Origin of the sequence: Herbidospora yilanensis (assembly GCF_001570565.1) — a bacterium.
GTDB lineage: Bacteria > Actinomycetota > Actinomycetes > Streptosporangiales > Streptosporangiaceae > Herbidospora > Herbidospora yilanensis.
This window is the reverse complement of sequence record NZ_BBXE01000022.1, coordinates 109,802-131,384: the sequence shown is the minus strand read 5'-3', so window position 1 is coordinate 131,384 and position 21,583 is coordinate 109,802. Positions and strand designations below refer to the sequence as shown.

Here is a 21,583-nt window from a genome sequence, read left to right as displayed (position 1 = left end):
GGCCCGATCAAGAAAACTTCATGTGAACGGGCGGGCCCCCAGGGGAGGACCCGCCCGCGTCGATCACTTACTCAGGGACTACCGGCCGCCCTTGAGGACGGTCTTCGACAGGTCGATCAGGGCCGACTGGAGGCGGGCCTGAGCGGGGTCGGACTTCTTCAGCAGGGCGGCGGCGGTCTTCAGGGCCACCGAAGCCAGCAGCTTCTTGTGACGGTCCTTCAGACGCTGGGCCTCGTCGATCAGGGCGTCGACGGCCTTGGCCTGGAGCTTGTCCAGACCGGCGCGCTCGGCCTGCACCTGGTAGGCGCGGACGAGCTCGAAGCTCGACTCCCACGACAGACGCGGCTGGCCCTGCGCGTTGAACAGGTTCAGCGTGACGGTCTTCGCGGCGTCGATCTCCTCCTGGGCCACGGCGGTGGTCGGGACCAGCTTGAAGGCGTCGAAACCACGCGCGATCTCGGTGCCGTAGATCTGGCCGTTGTACCAGTACGCCGACCAGAAGCCACCGAGGACGAGCGCGGCGGCGTTCACCGGGCCGCGGTCGAAGTAGCCGAGCTCCTTCGGGTTGGCCGAGTCGGTGAAGTCCCAGAGCGAGATGCCGCCCTGGTACCACGCCTGGACCATGATGTCGCGACCGGGGATCGGGACCAGCGAGCCGTTGTGGGCCACGCAGTTCTCGGCCGTCGTCTGGGGCGCCGGGAGCTTGTAGTAGCTCTGGAACACCAGCTTGCCGTCCACGATGTTGTAGATGGAGTTGGCACCCCACGACGGCAGGTCAGTGGTACGGCAGCGAGCGCCGGAGCCCCCGCCCCACTCGTCGGTGAAGACGACCTTGGTGCCGTCGTTGTTGAAGGTCGCCGAGTGCCAGTAGGCGTAGTTCGGGTCGGCGACCGCGTCCAGGCGCTTGGGGTTCTCCGGGTCCTTGATGTCGAGCAGGATGCCGTTGCCCGCGCAGGCTCCGGCGGCCAGCCCGATCTCCGGGTACGCGGTGATGTCGTGGCACTGGTTGGTCACGGGGCGGGGCGACCAGTTCGTGCCCGACGGGTGCTGCGCCGTCGGCGGGGTGTTCTGCAGGCCGTCGATCGCGCCGGTCTCCGGGTTGGCGAACAGGCGCGGCTGGGCCACGACCGCGGCGGTCTCCGGGTTCTTCAGCGGGACCTTGATGACCTCGATCCGCCACAGGGAGGTGTTCGGGTCGGTCGCCGCGGTGTTGGCGCAACCGGCGAGCTCGTCACCGGACCGGACACTGGAGGTGCCCTGAACGTAGACGTAGACGTTCTTCTTGTCCTTGGGGCTGGTCACGACCGTGTGGGTGTGCGAACCACGGCAGGTCTGCACGGCCGCCACCTGCGTGGGGGCGTTGATGTCGCTGATGTCGAAGACGCGGACACCGCGGAACCGCTCGGGGTTCACGGTGCCGGGAGCACCCTGCGTGCCGCAGTCGATGCGGCCGCGGGTCTCCTCGACCGACATGAACAGCAGGTTCCCGTAGACGGACAGGTCACCCTGACCACCCGGGCACACCACCGACGTCTTCAGCACCGGATCGGCGCCGGTGCTGATGTCGTAGATGTTGAACCCGTTGTAGTTGCCCGCGAAGGCGTAGTTCCCGCTGAACGCCAGGTCGGAGTTGGCGAACGAGGAGCTGCCCGGGCTGTCGGGGTTGACGAACCCGGCGGGCTTGTCGTTGTGCTTGGTCAGTTCGAGGCCGCTGGCGGCGGACTGTGCGTCCAGCCAGCCGGCTCCGAGGCCGACACGCGGATCATCGGCGGCCTGCGCGGCGGTGGGCAGGAAGCCCGCCACTAACGCTCCGGCAGCGGCGATGACCCCGAGAGTGCGTAGTCGCAAGGGGCCGTCCCTTCAAGTTGGAAACCGGCCGCCCTGGATTTCAGGGCAGCGGTCCTATGTGGTATTTCACCGCGTACCGTAAACCGAAAGGGTCTTGATGTTCTATACGTAGACATATCTACTTTTCCGGACAGATGCCGACGGTACAGCGGAAGCAGCCCCACACCATGAGCCAATTGCGTCACCTGAGCGCGTTACTGCTGGTCTCCGGCCTGGTCCTCGCCGGTTGCAGCGAGGACGCCCCGCCTCCGGCCCCGAACGCGCCGGTGGTCGTCCAGCCCGGCGCTCCCGGGCAGGCCGGCAGGACGCTCCCGGGCACCGCCGTGCCCTCCGTCAGCGAGGCCCCGTTCACCGCCGCCGACGTGATCTTCTTCCAGGGGATGATCCCCCACCACGGACAGGCGCTCCGGATGACCTCGCTCGTGCCCTCGCGCACCAAGAACCGCGACGTGACCCTGATCGCCAAGCGCATCTCGGCCACGCAGGAGGACGAGATGACGCAGATGCGGAAGTGGCTGACGTCCCGAGGGCAGGACGTGCCGTCGACGGACCACGGCCACGGGGCCGGCGAACTGATGCCCGGGATGCTCACCGAAGACCAGTTCGACCGGCTGGAGAAGGCGAAGGACGGCGAGTTCGACCGTCTCTTCACCCAGTTCATGATCGGCCACCACATGGGCGCCCTGGAGATGGTGGAGAAGTTGTTCGCCGCCGACGGCGGCCAGGAGACCGAAACCTACGTCTTCGCCACCCACATCGACTCTGACCAGCGCATCGAGATCGACCGGATGCAGCAGTTGCTGGCCACGATGGGCGGCCCGATCGAATGAGGCGCCCCGGAGAGACCTGCACCGCCCGGGTGATGACCCGGGCGGTGGAGGCGGGAGCCGCTAGGGGCTAGTCCCAGTAGTAGTACTCCTCGACGACGTAGTCGTCGTCCCAGCCGTCCCAGTCGTCGTAGTAGTAGTCGTCGTAGTAGTAGTCGTCGTCCCAGTCCCAGTCGTCGTAGGTCGTGGACGCGGGCTGGGTGACCGTGCTCACCGCGGTAGTGGTCGCGGTGGTGGCCGTCTCGGCATCCGCCGCTGAGATGGGCCCCAGGACCAGGGCCGCCGCACCGAGGACTCCCGCCCCCACCGTCGCGACTCGCTTACCGTACATGGCTTCTCCTCCTAGGATTCGCCTGGCTTGCCCCTCCAGGCTTCCCGACGACCGGCAAGCGGCGCGAGAGGGCGTGGCCTTCATTTGACGGGAGGCGGGCGAGGTTCTGGGGGCGGGTTGAGGGGGTGCTTTTATGTACGGCTTATTGGGCTACGTCCAAGTGCGGCGCACATGGGGGTCGATTGGGGCCGAATGGGGAGAATGTTCGGGAAGCCCTTGGGCGGCGACGGTCCGGCCCACCACGTGTCGGTAAAGCACTTACGCGGCCCTTATGCCACCGGCCTTCCCCGAACATGATCCACCGCCCGGGCGATCACCCGGGCGGTGGAGACCGCCTCAGTACCACCAGCCGTGGTTGTGGTTGTGGTGGTGATTGTGGTGGTTGTGATGGTTGTGGTGGTTGTGGTGGTGCCCGTAGTCGTCCCAGTGATGGTAGGTCGGGAACACGATCGCCGACGTGCTCGCCGCCGTCGTGGTCGCCGGGGTCGCGGCCTCGGCGGCCGACGCCGCCGACACCGGGGCCAGGACCAGGGCCGCCGCGCCGAGGAACCCGGCCCCCGCCATCGCGACTCGCCGCTTTCCGTCCATGGGCTTCTCCTCTGGATCGTCCCGACGTTGGTTTACACTTCTACTTTTTTCTTGTCGGGGCGGAATCGCGAGCGATATGCGCCGATTTGAAGGTGGTTTGCGGAGGTTGTGTGCGATGTTGGGTTTGATTTCCCTGGGGACGTCACGCGAGGCCGTTCATTGACCTTCAGGAAAGAGGCGTGAGAGGGACACAGATCAAAATGGCGACTTTCGCCGTGGTGCGGGGAGTTCGCCCTTCACACGGAGGTAACGACGAGCGCGCTCCGCCTGCCGACGGCCCAGATCGCCAGGGCGACGACCGACGCGACCATCCCGGCCAGGCAGATCGCCCGCCACTGCCCCACCGACCACAACACCGAGGCCGCCGCCGATCCGATCGCGCCGCCCACGAAGTTGCCCGTCACGAACGCCGTGTTCAGCCGGCTGCGGGCCTCGTGGGACACCGCGAAGATGCGCGTCTGGTTCAGGATGTTGAGGCCCTGCATCCCCGCGTCGATCAGCACGACGACCACGACCACGAGCGCCGCCGACCGGCCGGCGAACCAGGCCAGGCCGAACGACACCAGGACCACCACCCAGCCGAGCCCGGTCGCGGGCAACGACCAGCCCCGGTCGTGCAGGCGGCCCGCCCGCTGGGCGGCCAGAGCGCCGGTCAGGCCCGCCAGGCCGAACAGGCCGATCACGGAGACCGGGTAGTCGAAGGGCGGCGAGCTCAGCAGGAAGGTCAGCGACGTCCAGAACATGGTGAAGATCGCGAAGCCCGTGCAGGAGAGGGCGAGGGTCCACCGGACCACCCGCTCGCGACGGACCGACGAGAACACCGACGCGATCAACCGGTGGTAGGGCAGCCGGGTCTTGGGCTCCATCTCGGGGACCGCCCGGTAGAGCAGCAGCGCCAGGATCAGGGCCAGGACCGACGCCGCGAGGAAGATGGTGCGCCAACCGGCGAACTCGGCGACCAGGCCGCTGATCGTCCGGCTGAGCAGGATGCCCGTCAGGATGCCCGCCGTCACGGCGCCGACCACGTGGCCGCGCCGCTCCGGATCGGCCAGGTCGCCCGCCAGCGGGGTGAGCAGTTGCCCGGCCACGGTCGTGATCCCCATGAGCGTGATCGCGCCCAGCAGCAGGCCGAACGTGGGGGCCAGCGCGCACAGCACCAGCATCACCGCGGACACCACCAGCATCAGCGGAATCAGCTTCCGCCGGTTGAGCACGTCGCCCAGCGGGACGAAGAGCAGGATGCCCACCGCGTAACCGACCTGGGTGGCCGTCACCAGCAGGCCCGCACCGGCCGTGGAGGAGCCCAGGTCGGCGGCGATGAAGTCGAGGAGGGGCTGGGCCCAGTAGAGGTTGCCGACCGCCGCGCCTCCGGCGACGGCGAAGAGAAAGGTCAGGCCCGGGGTCATGACCTGCGGTCGCGCTTTCACCCGCGACATGCTCGCACGCGCCCGGCCACCGCCCCGAGCGGGGGTCACAGGTGGGCCGGACTCACGCCTCGGTCGAGCCGAGCACCTGGGCCAGCGCCCGTCGCCCCGACACCCCGAGCTTCGTGTAGACCCGGCCCAGGTGGTTGTTGACCGTCCGCAACGACAGGTCGAGCCGGTCGGCGACCGCCCGGCCCGACAGGCCCGACGCCACCAGCTTGGCGATCTGGAGCTCCCGCGGTGTCAGCGTGGAATCGCCTGACAGGTCCGACTGCGGCGTCCTCGCCCCGCCGCAGTCGGTCAGCAGTTCCCTGGCCAGCGTCTGCGCGCTGGTGGCGGCCGTCCGTCGTCCGGCCGCCACGAGTAACCGATAGGAGGTCGCGGCGCATTCGGCCCCGGCCAGCGTGTGTCCGAGGCGGGCCAGCGTTCCGGCCGACTCCAGCAGCAGATCAGGGTCCTCTTCCGCGTGGGCGGCGGCCATGGCGGCGAACGCCCTGGTCACCGAGGTCGGGGTGGTGACGGAGAGTTCGGCCAGGCGGTCGCGGGCCGCGCCGGCGGCGCCCATCCGGCAGGCGTCGGCCAGGGCGTGCGCCTCCAGCAGGGGCGCGCCGGCCCGGCGGGCCTCCTTCGCGGCGGTGAGCGCGCGGTCGGCGGCGAGCGGCAGGTCGGAGGCGGCGACGGCGGCCCAGGCGCGGTTGCGGTTGATCCACGGGTCGACCAGGGCGCCGGGCGGGGCCGGGGTCTCCTCCATCCGGGCCAGCCACTGGTCGACCCCGGCGGTGTCGCCCGCCATGGCGTGGGCGCCGACGAGTTCCGACAGGTAGAGACGCTGGAGGCGGAGCGGGTCGTGGCCTTCGAGCAGCACGATCGACTCGCGGAGCGCCTGCTGGGCCAGGGTCGTCCGGCCCTGGGCCTTGGCGACGATGCCGCGCAGGCCCGTCCAGATGCCGACCGTCTGCGGGAGCTGGGTCCGGACCGCCTCCTGGTAGCCCGCCTCGACGGCGGCGGCGGCGTCGACGAGCGCGCCCGACAACACCAGGGCCACGCACCGCACGCTGCGCACCTGCGCCTGGGCCCGCGGCAGGGTGTTGCGGTGCTCGACGGCGATGTGCAGCCCGGTCGCGGCGGCCTGGTCGACGAGCCGCCGGTCGCCCGTGAGGCCCGCGGCCACCATGACCGCCGTCGCGGCCCAGGTGACGGCGCGGGGCGGGAGCTGCGGGTCGGGCAGGGCCAGCAGTGCGCTCCCGACCGCGATCGACCGGGCGACGTCGCCCTCCAGCAGGACGATCCACGTCGACACCGCCTCGGCGGCGCGTTCGCCGGGCGGGTGGCCGCCGGCCGGGGCGGCCTCGCGGTGCCAGTAGTCGATGCGTTCCTGCAACATCGCGCGGCGGTCGGAGCTCTCCTCGTCGACGCACTCCTCCGGCTCGGGCAGCATCCCGGCCGCCGCCTCGTAGCGGCCCTGCCAGGCCAGCACCTCGGCCAGCGTCAGGTCGGCGTCGACGCCTCCCCCGGCCTCGCGGGTGGCCATGGCGAGCCGCTCGGCCATGTCGAACTCCAGGTGCTCGGCCGCCTGGCGGGCCCCCGCGAGCAGTTCCCCCACCGAGGAGCCGAGCCCGGCCCGCTGCCGCGAGACGGCCAGTTCGAGCGCGTCGTCGGCGCGGCGGCGCGGGGTCTTGGCGAGCGACTCGGCCAGGCTCTCCCAGATCGCCCGGTGCCGCGCCCGGGGCATCCGGGCCCTGATCACTCCGGCGTAGGCCGGGATGGTGAGCCGGGTCTGGATACGCTGGCCGGAGCGTTCGAGCAGAACGAGCCCCCGGCGTTCGGCCTCGACGACCGCCGCGTGGCCCGTGATCGACTCCACCACTGACTGGCCGAGCGGCTCCTTGCAGGCCAGCACCTCCAGAACGCTCAGCACGGCCGCGTCGTCGACGTCCATCTGGGCCTCGATGAGGTCGCCCAGCCGGCCGGTGACCCGCAGGTGCCCCTCCAGGTGCCACAGGCCGTCGACGGTACGGAGGGACCCTCCCTCCAGGGCCGACTGCACCAGTTCGTACAACACCAGGGGGTTGCCCGCCGACAGGCGGCGCAGGCTGCGCCGGGTGACCGCGTCGAGGGGGCCGCCGAGGCCGCGTTCGAGCACGGTGTCGATCTCGTCGTCGCCGAGGGGCCCGAGTTCCACCCGGCGGGCGACCCGTTCCTTCCAGAGCGCGGTGACCACGTCGGGCGCGGCCTGGCCCTGCCGGACGGTCAGCACCACGAACGTGCGGGTGTGCACGGCGAGCTGGAAGACCAGCGCGGCCGAGGCCGGGTCGAGCAGGTGGGCGTCGTCGACCACCAGCACCGGCCGCCGTCCGCCGGGGGCGCCGAACCGTGCCACGATCCGGGCGAAGGTGCCGGCCGCGTCGCCCGGCGGGGCCAGGTGGAGCAGGGCGCCGAGCGAGATCGTGCCGGCCGCCCGGGTGCCGGTCGCCGAGGAGACGGGGTGACCCGCGGCCGTCAGCCGGGTCGCCGCCTCCTTGACCAGTCGGGTGCGGCCCACCCCCGGCGGGCCGACGACCACGACGCCTTCGACGTCCGGCTGCGCCGCCGATTCGGTGATGACACGCAGGGCGGCGGCGCGTCCGACGAGCGGCCATGAACTTCTGGGGCGCGCGTCAGGTCCCATTTCGTCCCTTCGAATGCCGCGGTGACGATTCGAGTAGACGAGAGCTTGACTGACTGGCGCCATGTCAAGAAATGTCAGAAATCTGGCGCAATTCGGTCATTGCCGGGAGCCAGGGGCGAGGGTATTTACGCGCGACGCGGCCGTGGTTCCAGTGGTGGACCCGCCCTCAGGAAAGGGTCAGCAGTTCGTCGGCCAGTGCCAGCAGCTTCAGCGCCGCGACGTCGCGGGGGCCGTCGCCGCTGGGCGGGCGGTCGCTCAGCCGCCGCAGCACGACCTGCGGGTCGATCTGCGCGCGCGGTTCGCTGTGCCTGACCCGGAGCAGGAACTCCAGGCCACAGGCGGCCTGGGTGGCGAACATGCCCAGCAACTCGATGTCGTCGAGGTCGCTGCGCGACTCGGCCCGGTCGAGCACCTCCAGCACGCCCACGCACTCCTCGAACCTGATCAGCGGCGCGGCCATGATCGTGGCGGGCACGTAGCCGGTCGACTCGGCGGCGTCCTGGTCGAACGTGGTCGTCTTGAGGTCGTCGGCGACCATCGGCTGGCCGCTGGTGGCGACCCAGCCCGCGATGCCCGTCCCGGCCGGGAACCGGCTGCCCACCAGCTCCTTCTCCCCCTCGCCGGAGACGGCCTCGAAGACCAGCTCGCCGGTTTCCGGGTCGACCAGGAAGATCGACGCGGCGGCCGCGCCGAACATGTGGCGGGCCACCTCCACGATCGACTGCAGCAACTTGCGTTCGGTGCTGTCGAAGTCCTCAGAGGACATCAGGCTCTCCGTTCTGCGTGGTGTTGTCCGCGGCGAGATAGAGCACGGTCTTGAGCTGGAACGGCGTCAGCCAGGGGTGCTTGCTCAGGATGAGCGCGCAGATCCCGGCGATGTGGGGGGCGGCGAAACTGTTGCCGGTGCTGCGCACCACCTTGCCGCCCGCCCACGCCACCGGGACCCTGACGCCGCGGGCGTGGAACTCGGCGGGTGGCGACGGGTTGTAGAAGTAGGTCATCGGGTCGGCCTGGTCGTGGCTGGCCACGCTGACCACCGAGGAGAACGTCCACGGGAAGCTGAGCACCGGCATGTTGTGCGCGGCGGCCACCAGCAGGCAGCGCCGGAAGTAGGCCCGGTCGGCGAGCTCCTGGAGGGTGTGCCGGAAGTCCGACTTCGTGGTCGACAGGCTCATGTTGATCACGTCGAAGCCGGCCTCGATCGCCCACCGCAGGCCCGTCAGCAACGCGTCGCCGCTGCCGTTCTTGCCGTCGGTGAGCACCCGCAGCGAGCTGATCGAGGCGCCCGGCGCGACCTGGCGGATCACCGACGCGCAGGCGGTGCCGTGCCCGGCCGGGTCGTGCGGTTCACACTCGACGACCGACGACCTCCCGGCGTCGTCGGCGACCACCTGGTAGGACGCCTCCAGCCCGCCGACGTGCGGATGGTCGGCCTGGACGCCGGTGTCCAGCACGCAGACGCGCACGCCCGTGCCGTCGGCGCCACCGTAGGCCCACTCCTTGTCGACCGACTCCAGGCGGCTGATCTCGAACGGTTCCGGCGCGGCCCGGCGGGTCGCCAGCCCCCAGGCCGGCACTCCGGGGAAGTGGTCGCGCTGGGCCCGCCGCCAGGGCGGCAGCGGCGGGTTGGTCGGCGTCAGGGTCACAGGTCCCCCAGCAGGTCGCGGGTCCGGTGGGCGAGCAGACTCGCCCCTTTGTCGTCGTATGCGCCGAGCGCGTCGCGGAGCGCCCCGGACGGGTCGCCCCCGGCCGCCCGCCGGACCTGGGCGACCTCGACGAGGATGTCCCCGCGCAGACAGGGATCGTCGGTCGTCTCCACGAGCTCGGCGGCCCGATCGGCGAGGCGCAGGGCTTCCGCCAGAACCGCACCCCGGTCGGCCGTAGGGTCCACATTCCACGCGGCGCTCCGGTCGGCGCCTGGTTCGACGCTTCTGGCGGTGCTCATGTCGGCAGTGGGGTCGGCGCTTCCCCCGGTGCTCATGTCGGCGATCGGGCCGGGGTCGTGGGTGGCCGACTGGGCGGTGATGGCGGCGCGCAGGGCGAGCGCGGTGACCTCGCCTCTGAGCTGGCGCGGACCCTCGCGGCGGGCGAGTTCGCGGGCGGCCGATCGGGGGTCGCCCATTCTCAGGGTCTCGCGGGCGGCGTAGATCTCCAGCGTGGTGGCCGCGCCGCCGTGTCCGGCGTCGTGGAGGGCGGCGGCGGCGTCGCGGAACAGCGCGCGGGCCTGCTCGTGGTCGCCGGCCAGGGACTCGACCAGGCCGCGGACCTGGGTGACCGCGATGGCGGGCAGGCCCAGGTCGAGCTCGTCGACGTAGCGGGCCGCCGTGTCGAGGGTCTCCCGGGCGGCCGCCGAATCGCCGGAGAGCCCGAGCAGCCGGGCCTTCGTGAGCAGGACCGGGACCAGCAGCGCTCGGTCGCCGACGAACCGTTCCAGCAGGTCGGCGCAGAGGGCGAGGCCTTCGCCGACCGGCGTCGGCGACCACTGGACCAGCTCGCACAACCCGCCGAGCAGGCGGTCCTCCTCGTAGCGGTCGCCCATCGCGCGGGCGCGGGCGAGGCCGTCGCGCAGCGCCCGGTCGGCGGCGCCGAACCGGCCCGCGTCGATGTGCGTCCAGGCTTCGAGCTGGTGGAAGCGGCACCAGCCGAAGTCGTCGGCCGGTTCCAGCCGGTCTCTCAGCGCTTCCGGGTCGGTGCCGCGGCCGGTGCGCACGCCCAGCATCTCGCGCTGGATCGTGCAGGTCAGCGCGGTGCGCGCGTCGCCGGGGAGCATCTCTTCGGCGACGTCGAGCGCGGCGGCGGCGTTGAACGCCTCTCCCCGCGCGAGCTCCGCGTCGCTGATCAGGATCGCCAGCCGGCGGTGCTCCTCGCGGCCCTTGGGCAGGATCTCCCGGCCGCGTTCGAGCAGGGCGATGGCGGCCGGGAGGTCCCTGCGGTGCAGGGCCTCGCCGCCGTCGCGGATCAGCGCGGTCGCGGCGCGGTCGGTGAGCTCGTCGAGCAGCGGGTCGAAGGGGCGGACCTCACGGGTGAAGCGGCAGGCGGCGAGCAGGTGGCGGCTGATGTCGCCGGACGTCCAGCTCCGGAACGGGGTGTCGTCGGCGGCCTCCTGCTCGCCGAGCCAGTCGGCGAGGCGGCGGTGCCAGTCGGCGCGCAGTTCCTTGCTGGTCAGCGAGTAGACGGTCTCGCGGGTGAGGGTCTGGGTGAACTCGTAGGCGCCGGGCTGGCCGCCGCGCCTGATCAGGCGGTCGCGCTGGAGGCTGCGGGCCGGTCCGCCGGAGGTCCCGGACGACATGCCCGCGCCGAGCATCTCGACCTGGCCGAGGGTGAACTTCTGCCCGATGGTGGCGGCCCGCTCCAGCACGTCGCGTTCGTCGCCACCGAGCCGGTCGAGCCGGGCGCCCAGCAGCGCGGTGATCGTGGGCGGCAACGAGCCGTCGCCCTCGGTCAGCGTCTCCAGCATCAGCTCGGCGAACAGCGGGTTGCCGTCGCTGCTGACGGCCACCCGCCGGTGCAGCGTGTCGTCGGCGTGCGCCAGCACCTCGGCGCGCTCGTTCACGAGTTCCCGTACGAGCCGCGCGATCTCGTCACCGCCCAACGGCCCCAGCTCCAGCGACATCCCGCAGGTGATGCCGCCGCCCCAGCCCGGCCGCAGCTCATAGATCTCCGGCCGGGCCACGCAGACGAACAGCACCGGCACGTCGGTCAACCACGCCACGCAGTCGTCGACCAGTTCGAGCAGGGTCGGCTCGGCCCACTGGAGGTTGTCGAGCACCACCACGAGCGGGCGGCTGTCGGCCATCACCTCCAGGAAGCTGCGGACCGCGCGGGCGATCTCGGCGACGCCCGGGGTCTGGCCGTTGCCCGCCAGGGCTCTCAGGGTGCGCTCACCGTCGGGGCCGACGGCCGCCGCGACCGCGGGCCAGTCGCCGTTGACGTCTTCGAGCATCTCGGCGATCGGGCGGTAGGTCGCGCCGATGCCGTACGACGGGCAGCGCCCCGTCAGCACCCGCACGCCCGGCGGGAGCCGGTGCAGGAACTCGCGCACCAGCCGCGACTTCCCGATGCCCGGCACGCCCAGGAGGGTCGCCATCCCGCACGACCGTTCCCTGATCACGCGTTCGTGCAGGCGGGTGAGCTGGGCGAGCTCCTCGTCGCGGCCGATCAGCGGGACGGTGTCGGCGCCCGCCTCACCGGCGCGGTCGGGTTCGACGTCGACCAGGCGCCAGGCGCGGACGGGGTCCTTCTTGCCCTTCAGCGTGAGCGGCGGGACCTCCTCCATGACCGCGTGCTGGCGGACCAGCCGGGCGACGTCGTCGCCGAGGAGGATCTCGCCCTCCTTCGCGGCCGACTGGATGCGGGCGGCGGTGTTGACCGTGTCGCCGATGACGCGGACGTCGGTGCCGGTGTTGCCGACCACCATGACCTCGCCGAACGCCACCCCGACGTGCGCCCCGATGCGGACGCCGACGGTCCGCTCCAGTTGGTCGGCCAGCTCGTACACCGATTTCATCGCGCCGTGGGCGGCGAGCACCGCGCGCAGCGCGTCGTCCTCGCGGCTGAGCGGGATGCCGAAGACGGCCATGACGGCGTCGCCGATGTACTTCTCGATCACGCCGCCGTTGGCGAAGATCGCCTCCCGGCATCCGGCGTAGTAGCGCTCCAGGATCTGCATGAGCAACTCGGGGTCGAGACGCTCCGCGAGTTCGGTCGACCCGGACAGGTCGATGAACAGGACCACGATGTGACGACGCGCCGGCCTCGACCCCTGCATGCTCAGACCAGCTTCAATTCCTGGCCCTCAACTTCGGGCGCGACGTCGTCGAGACGCCTCTTGATCGAGTTGAGCAGGGTGACCTCGGTCTGGTTGAGCGAGGCGAACACGTCGCGCTGCCGCTCGTCGAGCAGGTCGATGGGGTGCCCTGCGGCACGTAGGTCGGCCAGTGCGTCGTACGCCCCCGAACCGGTTCTGTTCATCACTCGTCCTCACCGCGTCACGTCTGAAAAGTCCGCTTTTGCGTAAGTCTGGAAGCGAACCAGGCGATCGGCCAACCCCACATTCGTGGGGTCTTCGCAGCAGGTCAGCCCACATTCGTGGGGTTGTCCGGCCCGCGCGTCACCGGCACATACTCGACTCGCAACGCAAGCCCAATCGCTAGAGAGGTGAAGGCATGTCCTTCGATCCCACTGAGGAACTGCGTCAGGCCGGCATTCTCAACTCCCAGCTCGCCGCCGAGGTCGAGGAGGCGTTCGCCACCCTGACCCGTGAAGAGGTCGACCTGCTCATCTCCCTCAAGGACAAGCTGCCGAACGCCCTCCCGGGCGTGCTGGCCGGTGTCTCGGCCGGCGCGAGCGCCGACGGCGAGTGGTCCGAGCCCGAGGTCGTCGCCCACACGATGGCCGCTGCGGCCGACTGCCTCTGCGGTGCCTGGTCGGGCTCCGGCTCCGGTGCGGCCAACTAGGTAAACGCCTGTTCGCGGACGCGGCCCCGGACGCCGAAAGCGGGGCCGCGTCCACGCGGTGACGAGGGAGGGAGAGCGACATGCCGGGGAAGCTGGTCAAGAACCGCGCCCTGTTCGAGGTCCCCGAGGGCCTCACTTATTTCGTACACGACGACAGACGTCTCGTGGTCAACCCGCACTCGGGCGGCCGGGTGGTGCTGACGTCGCGGGAGTTCGGCGTGCTGACCGCCCTCGCCCGCGCGCTCCCCCTCGACGAGACGCTGGAGAACGAGAAGGCCCTGGCCAAGCTGATCCTGAACTACGTCGTCTACTACGACGGCCACCGCCCGAACGTGGCCTTCCAGGAGCCGAAGCTCAAGCAGGCCTACTACGCGATCACCGACGGCTGCAACCTGCGCTGCCCCTACTGCTACGCCTCGTCGGAGAAGTGCCTCCCGAACGAGCTGAAGACCGCCGAGTCGCTGCGCCTGATCGAGGAGATCGCCGAGTTCGGCGCCGAGTACGTCATCTTCACCGGCGGCGAGCCGATGCTCCGCAAGGACCTGTTCCAGATCGTCGAGCACGCCAGGTCACTGGGCCTGAAGTGCAACATCGTCACCAACGCGACGATGATCAGGAAGCTGGAGACGGCGCAGCGGTTCGCCGACCTGTTCAACTCGGTCACCGTGAGCGTCGACGGCGGCACCGCCGAGACGCACGACCGCACCCGCGGCGCGGGCTCGTTCGCCAAGACCCACAAGGCGCTCCGGTTGCTGAACCAGGTGGGCGTCGTCCCGAAGATCAACCACATCGTGACGTCGGAGAACATCGACGAGCTTGAGGACTTCGCCCAGTTCGTCGAGGGGCTGGAGGTCCACAGCATCCGGCTGATGTACCACAACAAGCTCGGCCGGGGCGTGACCGACAAGGCCGACTTCGGGTGGCAGGACCACATGCGGATCCAGGAGATCGCGTGGACCTCCCCGGCGGCCGGCAAGCTCAGCCCCGACGGCCCGAGGCCGCTCGGCCCGTGTGCCGTGAAGGCCAACTGCGGCATGGGCGGCAACGAGATCTACATCAACTCGCTCGGCGACGTCTACCCGTGCAAGCTGGTCACCGGCCACGAGCACTACGCGGGCAACGTGCGCGAGCAGTCGCTGGCCGAGATCTTCGGCGCGCCGGTGCTGAAGGAGATGCGCACCAGCTCGGTGCTGGGCGGCGAATACCACGCCGACTGCGCCCGCTGCTACATCAAGGCGTCGTGCGGCGGCGGCTGCCGGGCCTCCCACATGGCCGAGTCGCTCGACATCAAGCGCAACAGCCGCCACCAGTGCCGGATCCTGCGCCACGGCATCGCCACCCAGCTCTGGCTGGAGTCGGGCGCGACCGGCGCGGACCTGGCCGCGGGCAACGACGTCATGACCACCCCGCGCCTGGTGGCCGACGACACGATCCACCCGGTCTTCGATGACTGGACCCGCTATGTCCCGCCGATGCGCGAGCCGATCAAGGTCGGCAAGCTGCTCCCCATCACCCCGGTCTGAGCAAGGAGTGACGATGGCACTGACGATCAGCGACGCCGTGATCTGGCAGGAGACCGCCGACGGCGTGTCGCTCTACCACACCGAGACCGGCGCGTTCTCGACCCTGAACGAGACCGGCTCCAAGATCTGGATGATGGTCGAGCAGACCGGCGAGCGCGAGCCGATCGCGTTGTCGATGTCCCGCGCCTACGCGCGCGGGAACGACGCCGTGAGCCGCCGCATCGTGACCGAGGTCAACCAGTTCATCGGCTCGATGGTCGAGAACGGCATGCTCCTCGAAGAGGCGTGATGACCCGTGTTGTGGTCCTGGGCGGCGGACTGGCCGGGGTGCTGGCCGCCGTCGCGCTGACCCGGCACGCGGACCAGGTCGTGGTCCTCGAAAGCGACCACTACCCGGCCGGCCCCCGCCCGAGGCGGGGGCTGCCGCAGTCCCACCACAACCACGTGCTGGTGACCGGCGGCATCCGGGCCCTGGACGAACTCCTGCCCGGGGTCGTGGACGACCTCCTGAACGCCGGCGCCCACCGCCGCAACATGCCCGGCGACTGCCTGATCTTCTCCGGCGAGGGCTGGTTCCACCGTGTCCGCACCGAGGCCGACCTGATCGCCTGCAGCCGGCCGCTCCTGGACGAGGTGGTCAGAAGGCACGCCGGCATAGAGGTCGTCCAGGGGGTGCGGGCGGCCGGCCTGACCGGCGACGCGGGGAAGGTCACCGGCGTCCGCGTCGCCACCACACCCGGCGGAACCCTCGCGGGCCGGCCGAGCGAGGTCGCGGGGCTCCGCGCCACGACCGGCGCGAGCGGTTCCCAGACGACAGGCCGGCCGAGCGAGGTCACGGGACTCCGCACCACGACCGGCGCGACGCTCGCCGACCTGCCGGACATCGCCCGAACGGGACTGATCCGCGCCGATCTTGTGGTCGACGCCACCGGCCGGCGTTCCCAGGCCCCCGGCTGGCTGGCCGCACTCGGCGTCCCGGCGATCGAAGAGGTCAGGGTCCCGTCCGGGGTCTCCTACGCCACCCGCCTCTACGAGGGCCCAGGCGACATCCCCGCCGTGATGGTCCACCCCAAATACGCCCCCGCCAGGGGCGGCACGTTGTTCCCCATCGAGGGCGGCCGGTGGATCGTCACGATGACCGGCGACCCCCCACTCGACGAGGCGGGCTTCCTCGCGTACGCGCGAGAGCTCAGGGACCCCGTGATCGCCGACCTGATCGCGAAGGCGAAACCCGCCGGGCCGATCCGCCCCTGTCACGACACCGCCAACCGGCGCCGCTATTTCGAGAACGCCGAACTCCCGGAGGGTTTCCTGGCCGTCGGGGACAGCGTCGTCACGGTCAACCCGGTCTACTCGCACGGCATGTCGGTGGCCGCCATGACCGCGTCGCGGATCGCGAAGGAGGGGCCCGGTCAGCGGGCCGTCGCCGAGGTGGCCGACCGGTCGTGGCGGATGGCCGTGGCGGAGCCGCGCAAGGGCGGCAACGCCAAGGTGGGCCGGGCGGTGCTGAGCAGCCCGGGGCTGGCCGCCGAGTTGTTCCACGGCCAGGCGCTCATCCCGGCCGTCCGCGACCACCATGCCGTCTTCCGGGCCATGGTCGACGACCTGGCCGAGCCGCTGACCGCCGAGCAGGCGATCAGCCAGTTCGCCTGGGCGCGATGAAGCCGAGCTCGTAGGCGATGCCGACCGCGTGGGCGCGGTTGGCCGCCTGGAGCTTGTCGAGGATCCTGGCCAGGTGTGACCGCACGGTCCCGGCCCCGATGCCCAGCCGGTCGGCGATCTGGGCGTTCGACAGGCCGGTGGCGACCAGGGCGAGCACCTCGGCCTCCCGGCGGGTGAGCGCGGCCAGGTGGTGGTCGACCCCGGTCATCGCGCCCGCGATGCGGTCTCTGAGCCGGGTGATCATCGCCGTGGAGATGAACGTGTGCCCGGCCGCGACGAGCCGGATCGCCGGCACGATCTCGGCGAAGAGCGAGCGGCGGTGGACGAACCCGCCGACCCCCTCCCGCAGCGCCCGCCCGAGCAACTCCTCGTCGAGCTCGTCGGCGACCAGCACGACGTGGGTGCGGCAGCGTGTCAGCGCCTCGACCGCGAGGGCGAAGTCGACCCCCGAGTCGAGCAGCGCGGCGCTGACCACGACCACCCGTGGCCGTTGCCGGGCGACCAGGTCGCTCAGCCGGGTCCCGGCGCCGGCCTCGCCGACGACGTGGACGCCGTTGCCCATGTGCAGCGATCCTCTGAGCCTGGCCCGAACCCCCCGGTCCGGATCGCCGACGACCACCCTGACGGGCATCGCCTCGACCGAGAGGGCCAATTCGGCCTGATGTGTCACCTGACCACCTGAATTGCCCGTTTCTGCAACACAGGCACAGGATGCGCGCATATGAAAATGCTCACCAGAGCAGTGAACTTACTCATGAGAGCCGCCCGCAGGCCCGGCATACTCATGCGGCTCAGTCTCCCGCGGCCTCCACGACCCTGATCGACGACCCGCCCAGACGCTCGCCGACCTGCGTCAACGTGAAGCCGGCGGCGGCCAGGAGGGCGGCGAACTCCGCCCGGGTGCGTTCGCGGCCCCCGGTGTAGACGAGCATCGCGACGTCGCTCATCACCACACCCGGCGCCTCCTCCGCGGTGAGCCGCTCGGGCATGACCGGCTCGACGACCAGCAACCGCCCGCCCGGCCGCAGCGCCTTGCGGCACCCCCGCAGCAGCCGGACGCAGGTGTCGTCGTCCCAGTCGTGCAGGATGCCCTTGAGGACGATGACGTCGCCGTCGGGCACGGCGTCGAAGAAGTCGCCGTGCTCGACCCGGCACCGGTCGGCGACCTCCGCCAGCACGTGCGCGGCGTCGGCCGCGCCTTCGGCCGAGTCGAAGAGCACACCCCGCGCGTCGGGGGTCCGCGCCAGGATCGACGCCAGGAGGGTGCCGTTGCCGCCGCCGACGTCCACGACGGTCCGGCCCGAGAAGTCGAACGCGATGAGGTCGGCGACCTGGCCGGTGCCCTCGCGCATCGCGGTGTTGAAGACGGTGGAGAGTTCCGGCGCGCCGGCGAGGTGCTCGAAGAGCGGCTTCCCGTGCACGTGGTCCCAGGCCGTCTCGCCGGTCCGCACCGACTCGGTCAGCGCGCCCCACGCCCGCCACGTGGCCGGGTCGCCCAGCAGCAGCACGCTCGACCTGATCGACCGGGGGTGGCCCGTGCGCAGCGGCTGGCCGAAGGCCGACAGGGCGTAGCGGTCCGGCGGGATCTCGACGGCCACGTCGAGCACGACCAGCGCGCGCAGCAGACGGCGCAGCGCTTCGGGATCGGCCCCCACCCGACCGGCCAGGGCCCCGGCGTCGATCGGGCCTCTGGCCAGCACGTCGGGCAGGCCGAGCTTCGTGGCGGCGTACAGGATCTGGGAACCGGCGAAGCCGAAGGCCATGGCCGAGAGATTCTTCATGGGCCCACTCGCAGGGGAAGGCGGCGCACGCCGTGGATGAACAGGTCGGGGGTCCACTCCAGGCCGTCGGGATCGGCGGCGAGCTCCAGCGGGCGGCGCACCAGCGCGCCGATCGCGGCCCGCGCCTGGAGCCGGGCCAGCGCCGCGCCCAGGCAGAAGTGGATGCCGTGGCCGAGGCCGAGATGCCGGTTGGGGGTGCGGGCGACGTCGAACACGTCGGGGTCGGGGAAGACCGCCGGGTCGCGGTTGGCGGCCAGCAGCACCGGGACGATCAGGTCGCCCTTGGGGACGACCACGTCGCCGAAGGTCACGTCGGTGAGCGCGTAGAGCGGCCGGGAATGCCCGACCGGCCCGTTGAACCGCATGATCTCCTCGACCGCCGAGTCGATCAGCTCGGGGTTCGCGCGCAGCCTGCGCAGTTCCCCGGGATGCCGCAGCAGTTCCAGCACCCCGTTGCCGATCAGGTTGACCGTCGTCTCGTCCCCCGCCATGACCAGTTGGAACACGCTCGACACGAGCTCCTCGTGGTCGAGCTCGGGGCTCAGCGCGAGGCGGGTGAGCAGGTCGCCGCGCGGCTGCTCGCGCCGCTCCGCCACGCGCTTCTCGATGTAGCGGACGAAGGCCAGCCCGGCCACCCTGATCCTCGGCGCGTGGTAGCTGCGCAACATCGCGTCGCTCCAGACCCGCAGCCGGGCCGCGTCCGCCGCGGGGAAGCCGATGAGATCGGCCATCACCAGGATCGGCAGCGGCAGCGCGAGCTGCTCGATCACGTCGACCTCGCCGTCGAGGCCGGCGACCAGCTCGGCGGTGATCTCACCGATACGCCGGTCGAGCCGCGCGACCGTGCGCGGCCCGAACGCGGGCGCCATCAGCCGCCGCAACCGGGTGTGGTCGGGCGGGTCGAGGTTGAACATGTTCCGGCGCACCATCGCGAGCGGGTCGTCCACGCCCTCGTGCACCACGACCTGCCGCCCGATGTCCGGGTCGAGCAGGGCCCGCTGCACGTCGGCGTACCGGGTGAGATACCAGGCGCCGCCGATCCTGACGACCGGCGTCTCCTCGCGCATCCGGTGGAGGACCGGATGGGGATCCGCACGCGGGATCCGCATCAGCGTCCCCGCTGGGCGTCCAGGGGGAAGAACGGCGTGACGGTGCGGCCGAGGTCGTCCATGCCGTAGAAGCCGCGCCGGGCCATCTCGACGTGCGGCGGCGCGGTCTTCCAGTGCCGCAGGAACAACCGGGCGCAGAACTCCGGCGGCGGCGTGGCCGCCCTGGCCGTGGCCCGCGCCGTCTCGGCGGCGTCGACGAGGTCGCTCCACTCGGGCCACTTCGGGTGCCGGCGCAGCCGGTCGAGCACCGCCCGCCGCCAGTCCTCCGACTGCCAGACCGGCCAGACCCGCGTCATGACGAGGCGGAGCCGCTCGGCCATGCCGAGCACGTTCTCGTGAGGGGTCAGCCATTTCGCCAGCTCGGGGGGCAGTTCGTCGCCGTACACGCCGAGCTTCTCCCGGGCATGGGTCTCGCCGCCGAAGCCGGCGAGCAGTTCCGCCAGGACGGAGGTGTGCACCTCGGGATACTCCGGCGCGAACAGCCGGGCGGCGTTCATGACGTCGAGGTCGCGGGCCGACCGCCACTTCAGCGCCTCGTAGTGGGTGATCCCGGTCAGCGCGATGTCGGCCGACCAGGCCCCGGCGACGTCGGTTCCCGGACCGGCCACCGCCTCCAGGGCCGCCAGCGCGTCGAGCCGTTTGACGTCCCACTTCTCTTCTCTCAGTACGGCCAGCGCCGCCCGGTCGGCCGGATCGACCGCCTCTTCGAGCTCCTCCCACGACCGGTGCGTGAACGGCCGCGCCTTGGCGGCGGCGACGATCCGTTCGCCCGTCCCGGCGTCGACCGTGCCCTGGGCCACCCCGTGACGGAGGTTGACCAGGGCGACCGTGGCGACCGGGTAGCCGCGCTCGGCCGGGCCGTGCAGCACGGCGACCTCGTCGTCGCCGTCGACCGCGCCGGAGGAGAACATCTCGTAGACCTCGCCCACCCCGGTCATCCCGAACGGGGCGAGCTCGGCCGCCCGGAGCGCCCCCATCGAGGCCGCGCCGATGACGTGCACACCCTCGTTGAGCAGCCAGAGGATCTCCTTGTGCCCGACGGACAGCCGCTCGCGGTAGTAGCCGTCGATGATGATGGCGGTGTCGTCGGGGCTCCACTCCTCCTTGAGCAGGTCGCCCCGCGCGGCGGGCGGCACGACGCGGGCGCCGGGCAGGACGGCGTGCACGTCGTCGGCCGACAGGGTCGGTCCCGTGTAGACGACCACCTTCATCAGAACACCTCCGGGATGACGCGGCTGCCGGGGGCCAGCACGCGGGCCACCGGCACGCCGATGTCCGCGCGGGTCAGGTCGGCCACCATGGGCGCGTGCCCGAAGGCGACGGCGGCGCGTTTCACGACGTCGTCCAGGTCGTCGACGAGGCTTCCGCGCGCGGGCGCCTCCTGGATCCCGGCCCCGCCCTCGACGAGCGCCGGATATTCGCCGGCCAGTTGGCTCTGCGCGCCCGCCTTGAGGTCGTCGCGGGCGCCCGAGATGTAGGCCAGCCGCGACTGCGCCGCCTCCGTGACGGCCCGGGACAGGGCGATCTCGGCGCTGAGATGGCACCCGTAGCCCATGAAGGGCGGCGGATAGTCGTCGCAGGTGATCCTGACGACGAAGACGGAGAGCCCGGTGGGCGAGGGCACCGACCGGCACTCCATCGTGACGCGGGCGCGGGCCATCAGCTCGCAGAGCACGTCGATCACCGGTGCGCCCATCGACCGGGCGTCGACGATCTCGCCCTTGTCGCGGCCGGTCAGCCATCCGGTGACGGCGTCGCGTTCGACCACCTCGTAGAGCGCGTGAAGTGTGGCCTCGACGAGCGTGTTCCCGCTGGCCAGGCCGTTGGTCGACTCGAAGAACACCGGCGCGTTCCAGCCCGTCCTGCGGGTCAGCCGGAACACGACCGTGTCACGGGGAACCAGGGTCTCACTTCCGTCGACGAGCGACCGGCCGGGCACCCAGGCGATGGGCAGCCCCTCGTGCAGGACGGTCGGGGACGACAGCGGCAGCGCCGCCACGTCGTAGCCGAGGTCGAGTTCCCTCGGCGGCGAGACGGTGTGGGCGTGCATCGGCTGCTCGGCGTGCCAGAGCTCGATCGACTCCATCATCGCCGACAGTCTCGCCAGGTCGGGGGTGACCCCCTTGCCCTGGGAGACCGCCAGCGTGCGGGACGCCGGCCGGATCGCCTGGAAGGTCGGGATGCCGATGTGGTCGAGCCGGGTGATGTCGGCCACCCGGGTGATCCCGACCAACGGGGCGGCCCGCCCGGCCATCTCCAGCGTCCGGGCCGGTCCGACCGCCCGGTCGGTGCCGGGTAACAGCACCTTCGAGGCGTCGGCCTCCGAGCGCAGCCAGGTCGTGTCGGACATCGTCTCGCCCCCTCGG

The 21,583-nt window shown here is 71.3% G+C and carries 19 protein-coding genes; 5 read left to right on the top strand and 14 right to left on the bottom strand.

All coding sequences use genetic code 11. The features are described 5' to 3' along the window. Positions 1 to 78: 78 nt before the first annotated feature. Entirely contained in the window at positions 79 to 1,848 is a 1,770-nt protein-coding gene (locus AW273_RS16890) for an LVIVD repeat-containing protein (protein ID WP_198168189.1), read from the bottom strand. 167 nt (positions 1,849 to 2,015) lie between these two features. Here AW273_RS16890 and AW273_RS16885 point away from each other — a divergent pair, with 167 nt between their 5' ends. After that, complete coding sequence (locus AW273_RS16885) at positions 2,016 to 2,678, top strand: DUF305 domain-containing protein (protein WP_063909993.1); 663 nt, start codon at positions 2,016 to 2,018, stop codon at positions 2,676 to 2,678. A gap of 67 nt (positions 2,679 to 2,745) precedes the next feature. On the opposite strand, the gene AW273_RS37920 is transcribed toward AW273_RS16885, so the two are convergent. The 8 genes from AW273_RS37920 to AW273_RS16845 all read right to left on the bottom strand — a co-directional run bounded on the left by AW273_RS37920 (position 2,746) and on the right by AW273_RS16845 (position 12,657). Continuing rightward, complete coding sequence (locus tag AW273_RS37920) at positions 2,746 to 3,006, bottom strand: hypothetical protein (protein WP_062349279.1); 261 nt, start codon at positions 3,004 to 3,006, stop codon at positions 2,746 to 2,748. Between the two features lie 336 nt (positions 3,007 to 3,342). Beyond that, on the bottom strand, positions 3,343 to 3,594 hold the full coding sequence (locus AW273_RS37915) for a hypothetical protein (protein WP_198168188.1): 252 nt from the start codon (positions 3,592 to 3,594) through the stop codon (positions 3,343 to 3,345). A 236-nt stretch (positions 3,595 to 3,830) separates the two neighbouring features. After that, on the bottom strand, positions 3,831 to 5,021 hold the full coding sequence (locus AW273_RS16870) for an MFS transporter (RefSeq protein WP_198168187.1): 1,191 nt from the start codon (positions 5,019 to 5,021) through the stop codon (positions 3,831 to 3,833). Between the two features lie 61 nt (positions 5,022 to 5,082). Then, the gene (locus tag AW273_RS16865; protein ID WP_062349276.1) at positions 5,083 to 7,686 is read right to left on the bottom strand and encodes a helix-turn-helix transcriptional regulator; all 2,604 of its coding nucleotides are present in this window, start codon (positions 7,684 to 7,686) and stop codon (positions 5,083 to 5,085) included. Between the two features lie 166 nt (positions 7,687 to 7,852). After that, positions 7,853 to 8,452: a GAF domain-containing protein gene (locus tag AW273_RS16860; protein ID WP_063909992.1), complete on the bottom strand. Its 600-nt coding sequence runs from the start codon at positions 8,450 to 8,452 to the stop codon at positions 7,853 to 7,855. Next, positions 8,442 to 9,332 carry a S8 family serine peptidase gene (locus AW273_RS16855; protein ID WP_198168186.1) on the bottom strand — a complete coding sequence of 297 codons (891 nt, stop codon included), beginning with the start codon at positions 9,330 to 9,332 and terminating at the stop codon, positions 8,442 to 8,444. The genes AW273_RS16860 and AW273_RS16855 overlap by 11 nt, the downstream gene beginning before the upstream one ends. Beyond that, positions 9,329 to 12,421, bottom strand: a complete 3,093-nt coding sequence (locus AW273_RS16850; protein WP_198168185.1) for an AAA family ATPase — start codon at positions 12,419 to 12,421, stop codon at positions 9,329 to 9,331. Before AW273_RS16850 ends, AW273_RS16855 begins: the two co-directional genes overlap by 4 nt. 35 nt (positions 12,422 to 12,456) lie before the next feature. Continuing rightward, entirely contained in the window at positions 12,457 to 12,657 is a 201-nt protein-coding gene (locus AW273_RS16845; RefSeq protein WP_034385328.1) for an aroma-sacti cluster domain-containing protein, read from the bottom strand. Positions 12,658 to 12,851: 194 nt separating this feature from the next. On the opposite strand from AW273_RS16845, the gene AW273_RS16840 reads away from it, so the two are divergent. The 4 genes from AW273_RS16840 (at position 12,852) to AW273_RS16825 (ending at position 16,327) form a co-directional block, all read left to right on the top strand. Then, on the top strand, positions 12,852 to 13,142 hold the full coding sequence (locus AW273_RS16840; protein ID WP_030454943.1) for a StsA-related sactipeptide RiPP: 291 nt from the start codon (positions 12,852 to 12,854) through the stop codon (positions 13,140 to 13,142). 80 nt (positions 13,143 to 13,222) lie between these two features. After that, positions 13,223 to 14,665 carry a StsB family radical SAM/SPASM domain sactipeptide maturase gene (gene stsB, locus AW273_RS16835; RefSeq protein WP_062349274.1) on the top strand — a complete coding sequence of 481 codons (1,443 nt, stop codon included), beginning with the start codon at positions 13,223 to 13,225 and terminating at the stop codon, positions 14,663 to 14,665. Positions 14,666 to 14,678: 13 nt separating this feature from the next. Continuing rightward, entirely contained in the window at positions 14,679 to 14,954 is a 276-nt protein-coding gene (locus tag AW273_RS16830) for a PqqD family protein (RefSeq protein WP_062349273.1), read from the top strand. After that, entirely contained in the window at positions 14,954 to 16,327 is a 1,374-nt protein-coding gene (locus AW273_RS16825; protein ID WP_157555858.1) for an NAD(P)/FAD-dependent oxidoreductase, read from the top strand. The genes AW273_RS16830 and AW273_RS16825 overlap by 1 nt, the downstream gene beginning before the upstream one ends. Here the strand turns inward: AW273_RS16825 and AW273_RS16820 are convergent. The 5 genes from AW273_RS16820 to AW273_RS16800 all read right to left on the bottom strand — a co-directional run bounded on the left by AW273_RS16820 (position 16,302) and on the right by AW273_RS16800 (position 21,567). Next, complete coding sequence (locus AW273_RS16820) at positions 16,302 to 16,997, bottom strand: response regulator transcription factor (RefSeq protein WP_157555857.1); 696 nt, start codon at positions 16,995 to 16,997, stop codon at positions 16,302 to 16,304. The two genes, AW273_RS16825 and AW273_RS16820, sit on opposite strands and share 26 nt — an antisense overlap. A 121-nt stretch (positions 16,998 to 17,118) precedes the next feature. Beyond that, the gene (locus tag AW273_RS16815) at positions 17,119 to 18,108 is read right to left on the bottom strand and encodes a methyltransferase (RefSeq protein ID WP_063909991.1); all 990 of its coding nucleotides are present in this window, start codon (positions 18,106 to 18,108) and stop codon (positions 17,119 to 17,121) included. Then, positions 18,105 to 19,217 (bottom strand): cytochrome P450, encoded by a 1,113-nt coding sequence (locus AW273_RS16810; protein ID WP_062349269.1) that lies wholly within the window; start codon positions 19,215 to 19,217, stop codon positions 18,105 to 18,107. The genes AW273_RS16815 and AW273_RS16810 overlap by 4 nt, the downstream gene beginning before the upstream one ends. Then, the gene (locus AW273_RS16805; protein WP_062349268.1) at positions 19,217 to 20,428 is read right to left on the bottom strand and encodes a TfuA-like protein; all 1,212 of its coding nucleotides are present in this window, start codon (positions 20,426 to 20,428) and stop codon (positions 19,217 to 19,219) included. The genes AW273_RS16810 and AW273_RS16805 overlap by 1 nt, the downstream gene beginning before the upstream one ends. After that, positions 20,428 to 21,567 carry a YcaO-like family protein gene (locus AW273_RS16800; RefSeq protein WP_062349267.1) on the bottom strand — a complete coding sequence of 380 codons (1,140 nt, stop codon included), beginning with the start codon at positions 21,565 to 21,567 and terminating at the stop codon, positions 20,428 to 20,430. Before AW273_RS16800 ends, AW273_RS16805 begins: the two co-directional genes overlap by 1 nt. Positions 21,568 to 21,583: the final 16 nt, after the last annotated feature.

Excerpts from the sequence above, each read along its gene's own strand:
- AW273_RS16845 (WP_034385328.1), bottom strand. The coding sequence starts at position 12,657 with ATGAACAGAACCGGTTCGGGGGCGTACGACGCACTGGCCGACCTACGT.
- AW273_RS16825 (WP_157555858.1), top strand. The coding sequence starts at position 14,954 with ATGACCCGTGTTGTGGTCCTGGGCGGCGGACTGGCCGGGGTGCTGGCC.
- AW273_RS37915 (WP_198168188.1), bottom strand. The coding sequence starts at position 3,594 with ATGGACGGAAAGCGGCGAGTCGCGATGGCGGGGGCCGGGTTCCTCGGC.
- AW273_RS16865 (WP_062349276.1), bottom strand. The coding sequence starts at position 7,686 with ATGGGACCTGACGCGCGCCCCAGAAGTTCATGGCCGCTCGTCGGACGC.
- AW273_RS16815 (WP_063909991.1), bottom strand. The coding sequence starts at position 18,108 with ATGAAGAATCTCTCGGCCATGGCCTTCGGCTTCGCCGGTTCCCAGATC.
- AW273_RS16800 (WP_062349267.1), bottom strand. The coding sequence starts at position 21,567 with ATGTCCGACACGACCTGGCTGCGCTCGGAGGCCGACGCCTCGAAGGTG.
- AW273_RS37920 (WP_062349279.1), bottom strand. The coding sequence starts at position 3,006 with ATGTACGGTAAGCGAGTCGCGACGGTGGGGGCGGGAGTCCTCGGTGCG.
- AW273_RS16860 (WP_063909992.1), bottom strand. The coding sequence starts at position 8,452 with ATGTCCTCTGAGGACTTCGACAGCACCGAACGCAAGTTGCTGCAGTCG.
- AW273_RS16885 (WP_063909993.1), top strand. The coding sequence starts at position 2,016 with ATGAGCCAATTGCGTCACCTGAGCGCGTTACTGCTGGTCTCCGGCCTG.
- AW273_RS16810 (WP_062349269.1), bottom strand. The coding sequence starts at position 19,217 with ATGCGGATCCCGCGTGCGGATCCCCATCCGGTCCTCCACCGGATGCGC.
- AW273_RS16830 (WP_062349273.1), top strand. The coding sequence starts at position 14,679 with ATGGCACTGACGATCAGCGACGCCGTGATCTGGCAGGAGACCGCCGAC.
- AW273_RS16805 (WP_062349268.1), bottom strand. The coding sequence starts at position 20,428 with ATGAAGGTGGTCGTCTACACGGGACCGACCCTGTCGGCCGACGACGTG.
- AW273_RS16840 (WP_030454943.1), top strand. The coding sequence starts at position 12,852 with ATGTCCTTCGATCCCACTGAGGAACTGCGTCAGGCCGGCATTCTCAAC.
- stsB (WP_062349274.1), top strand. The coding sequence starts at position 13,223 with ATGCCGGGGAAGCTGGTCAAGAACCGCGCCCTGTTCGAGGTCCCCGAG.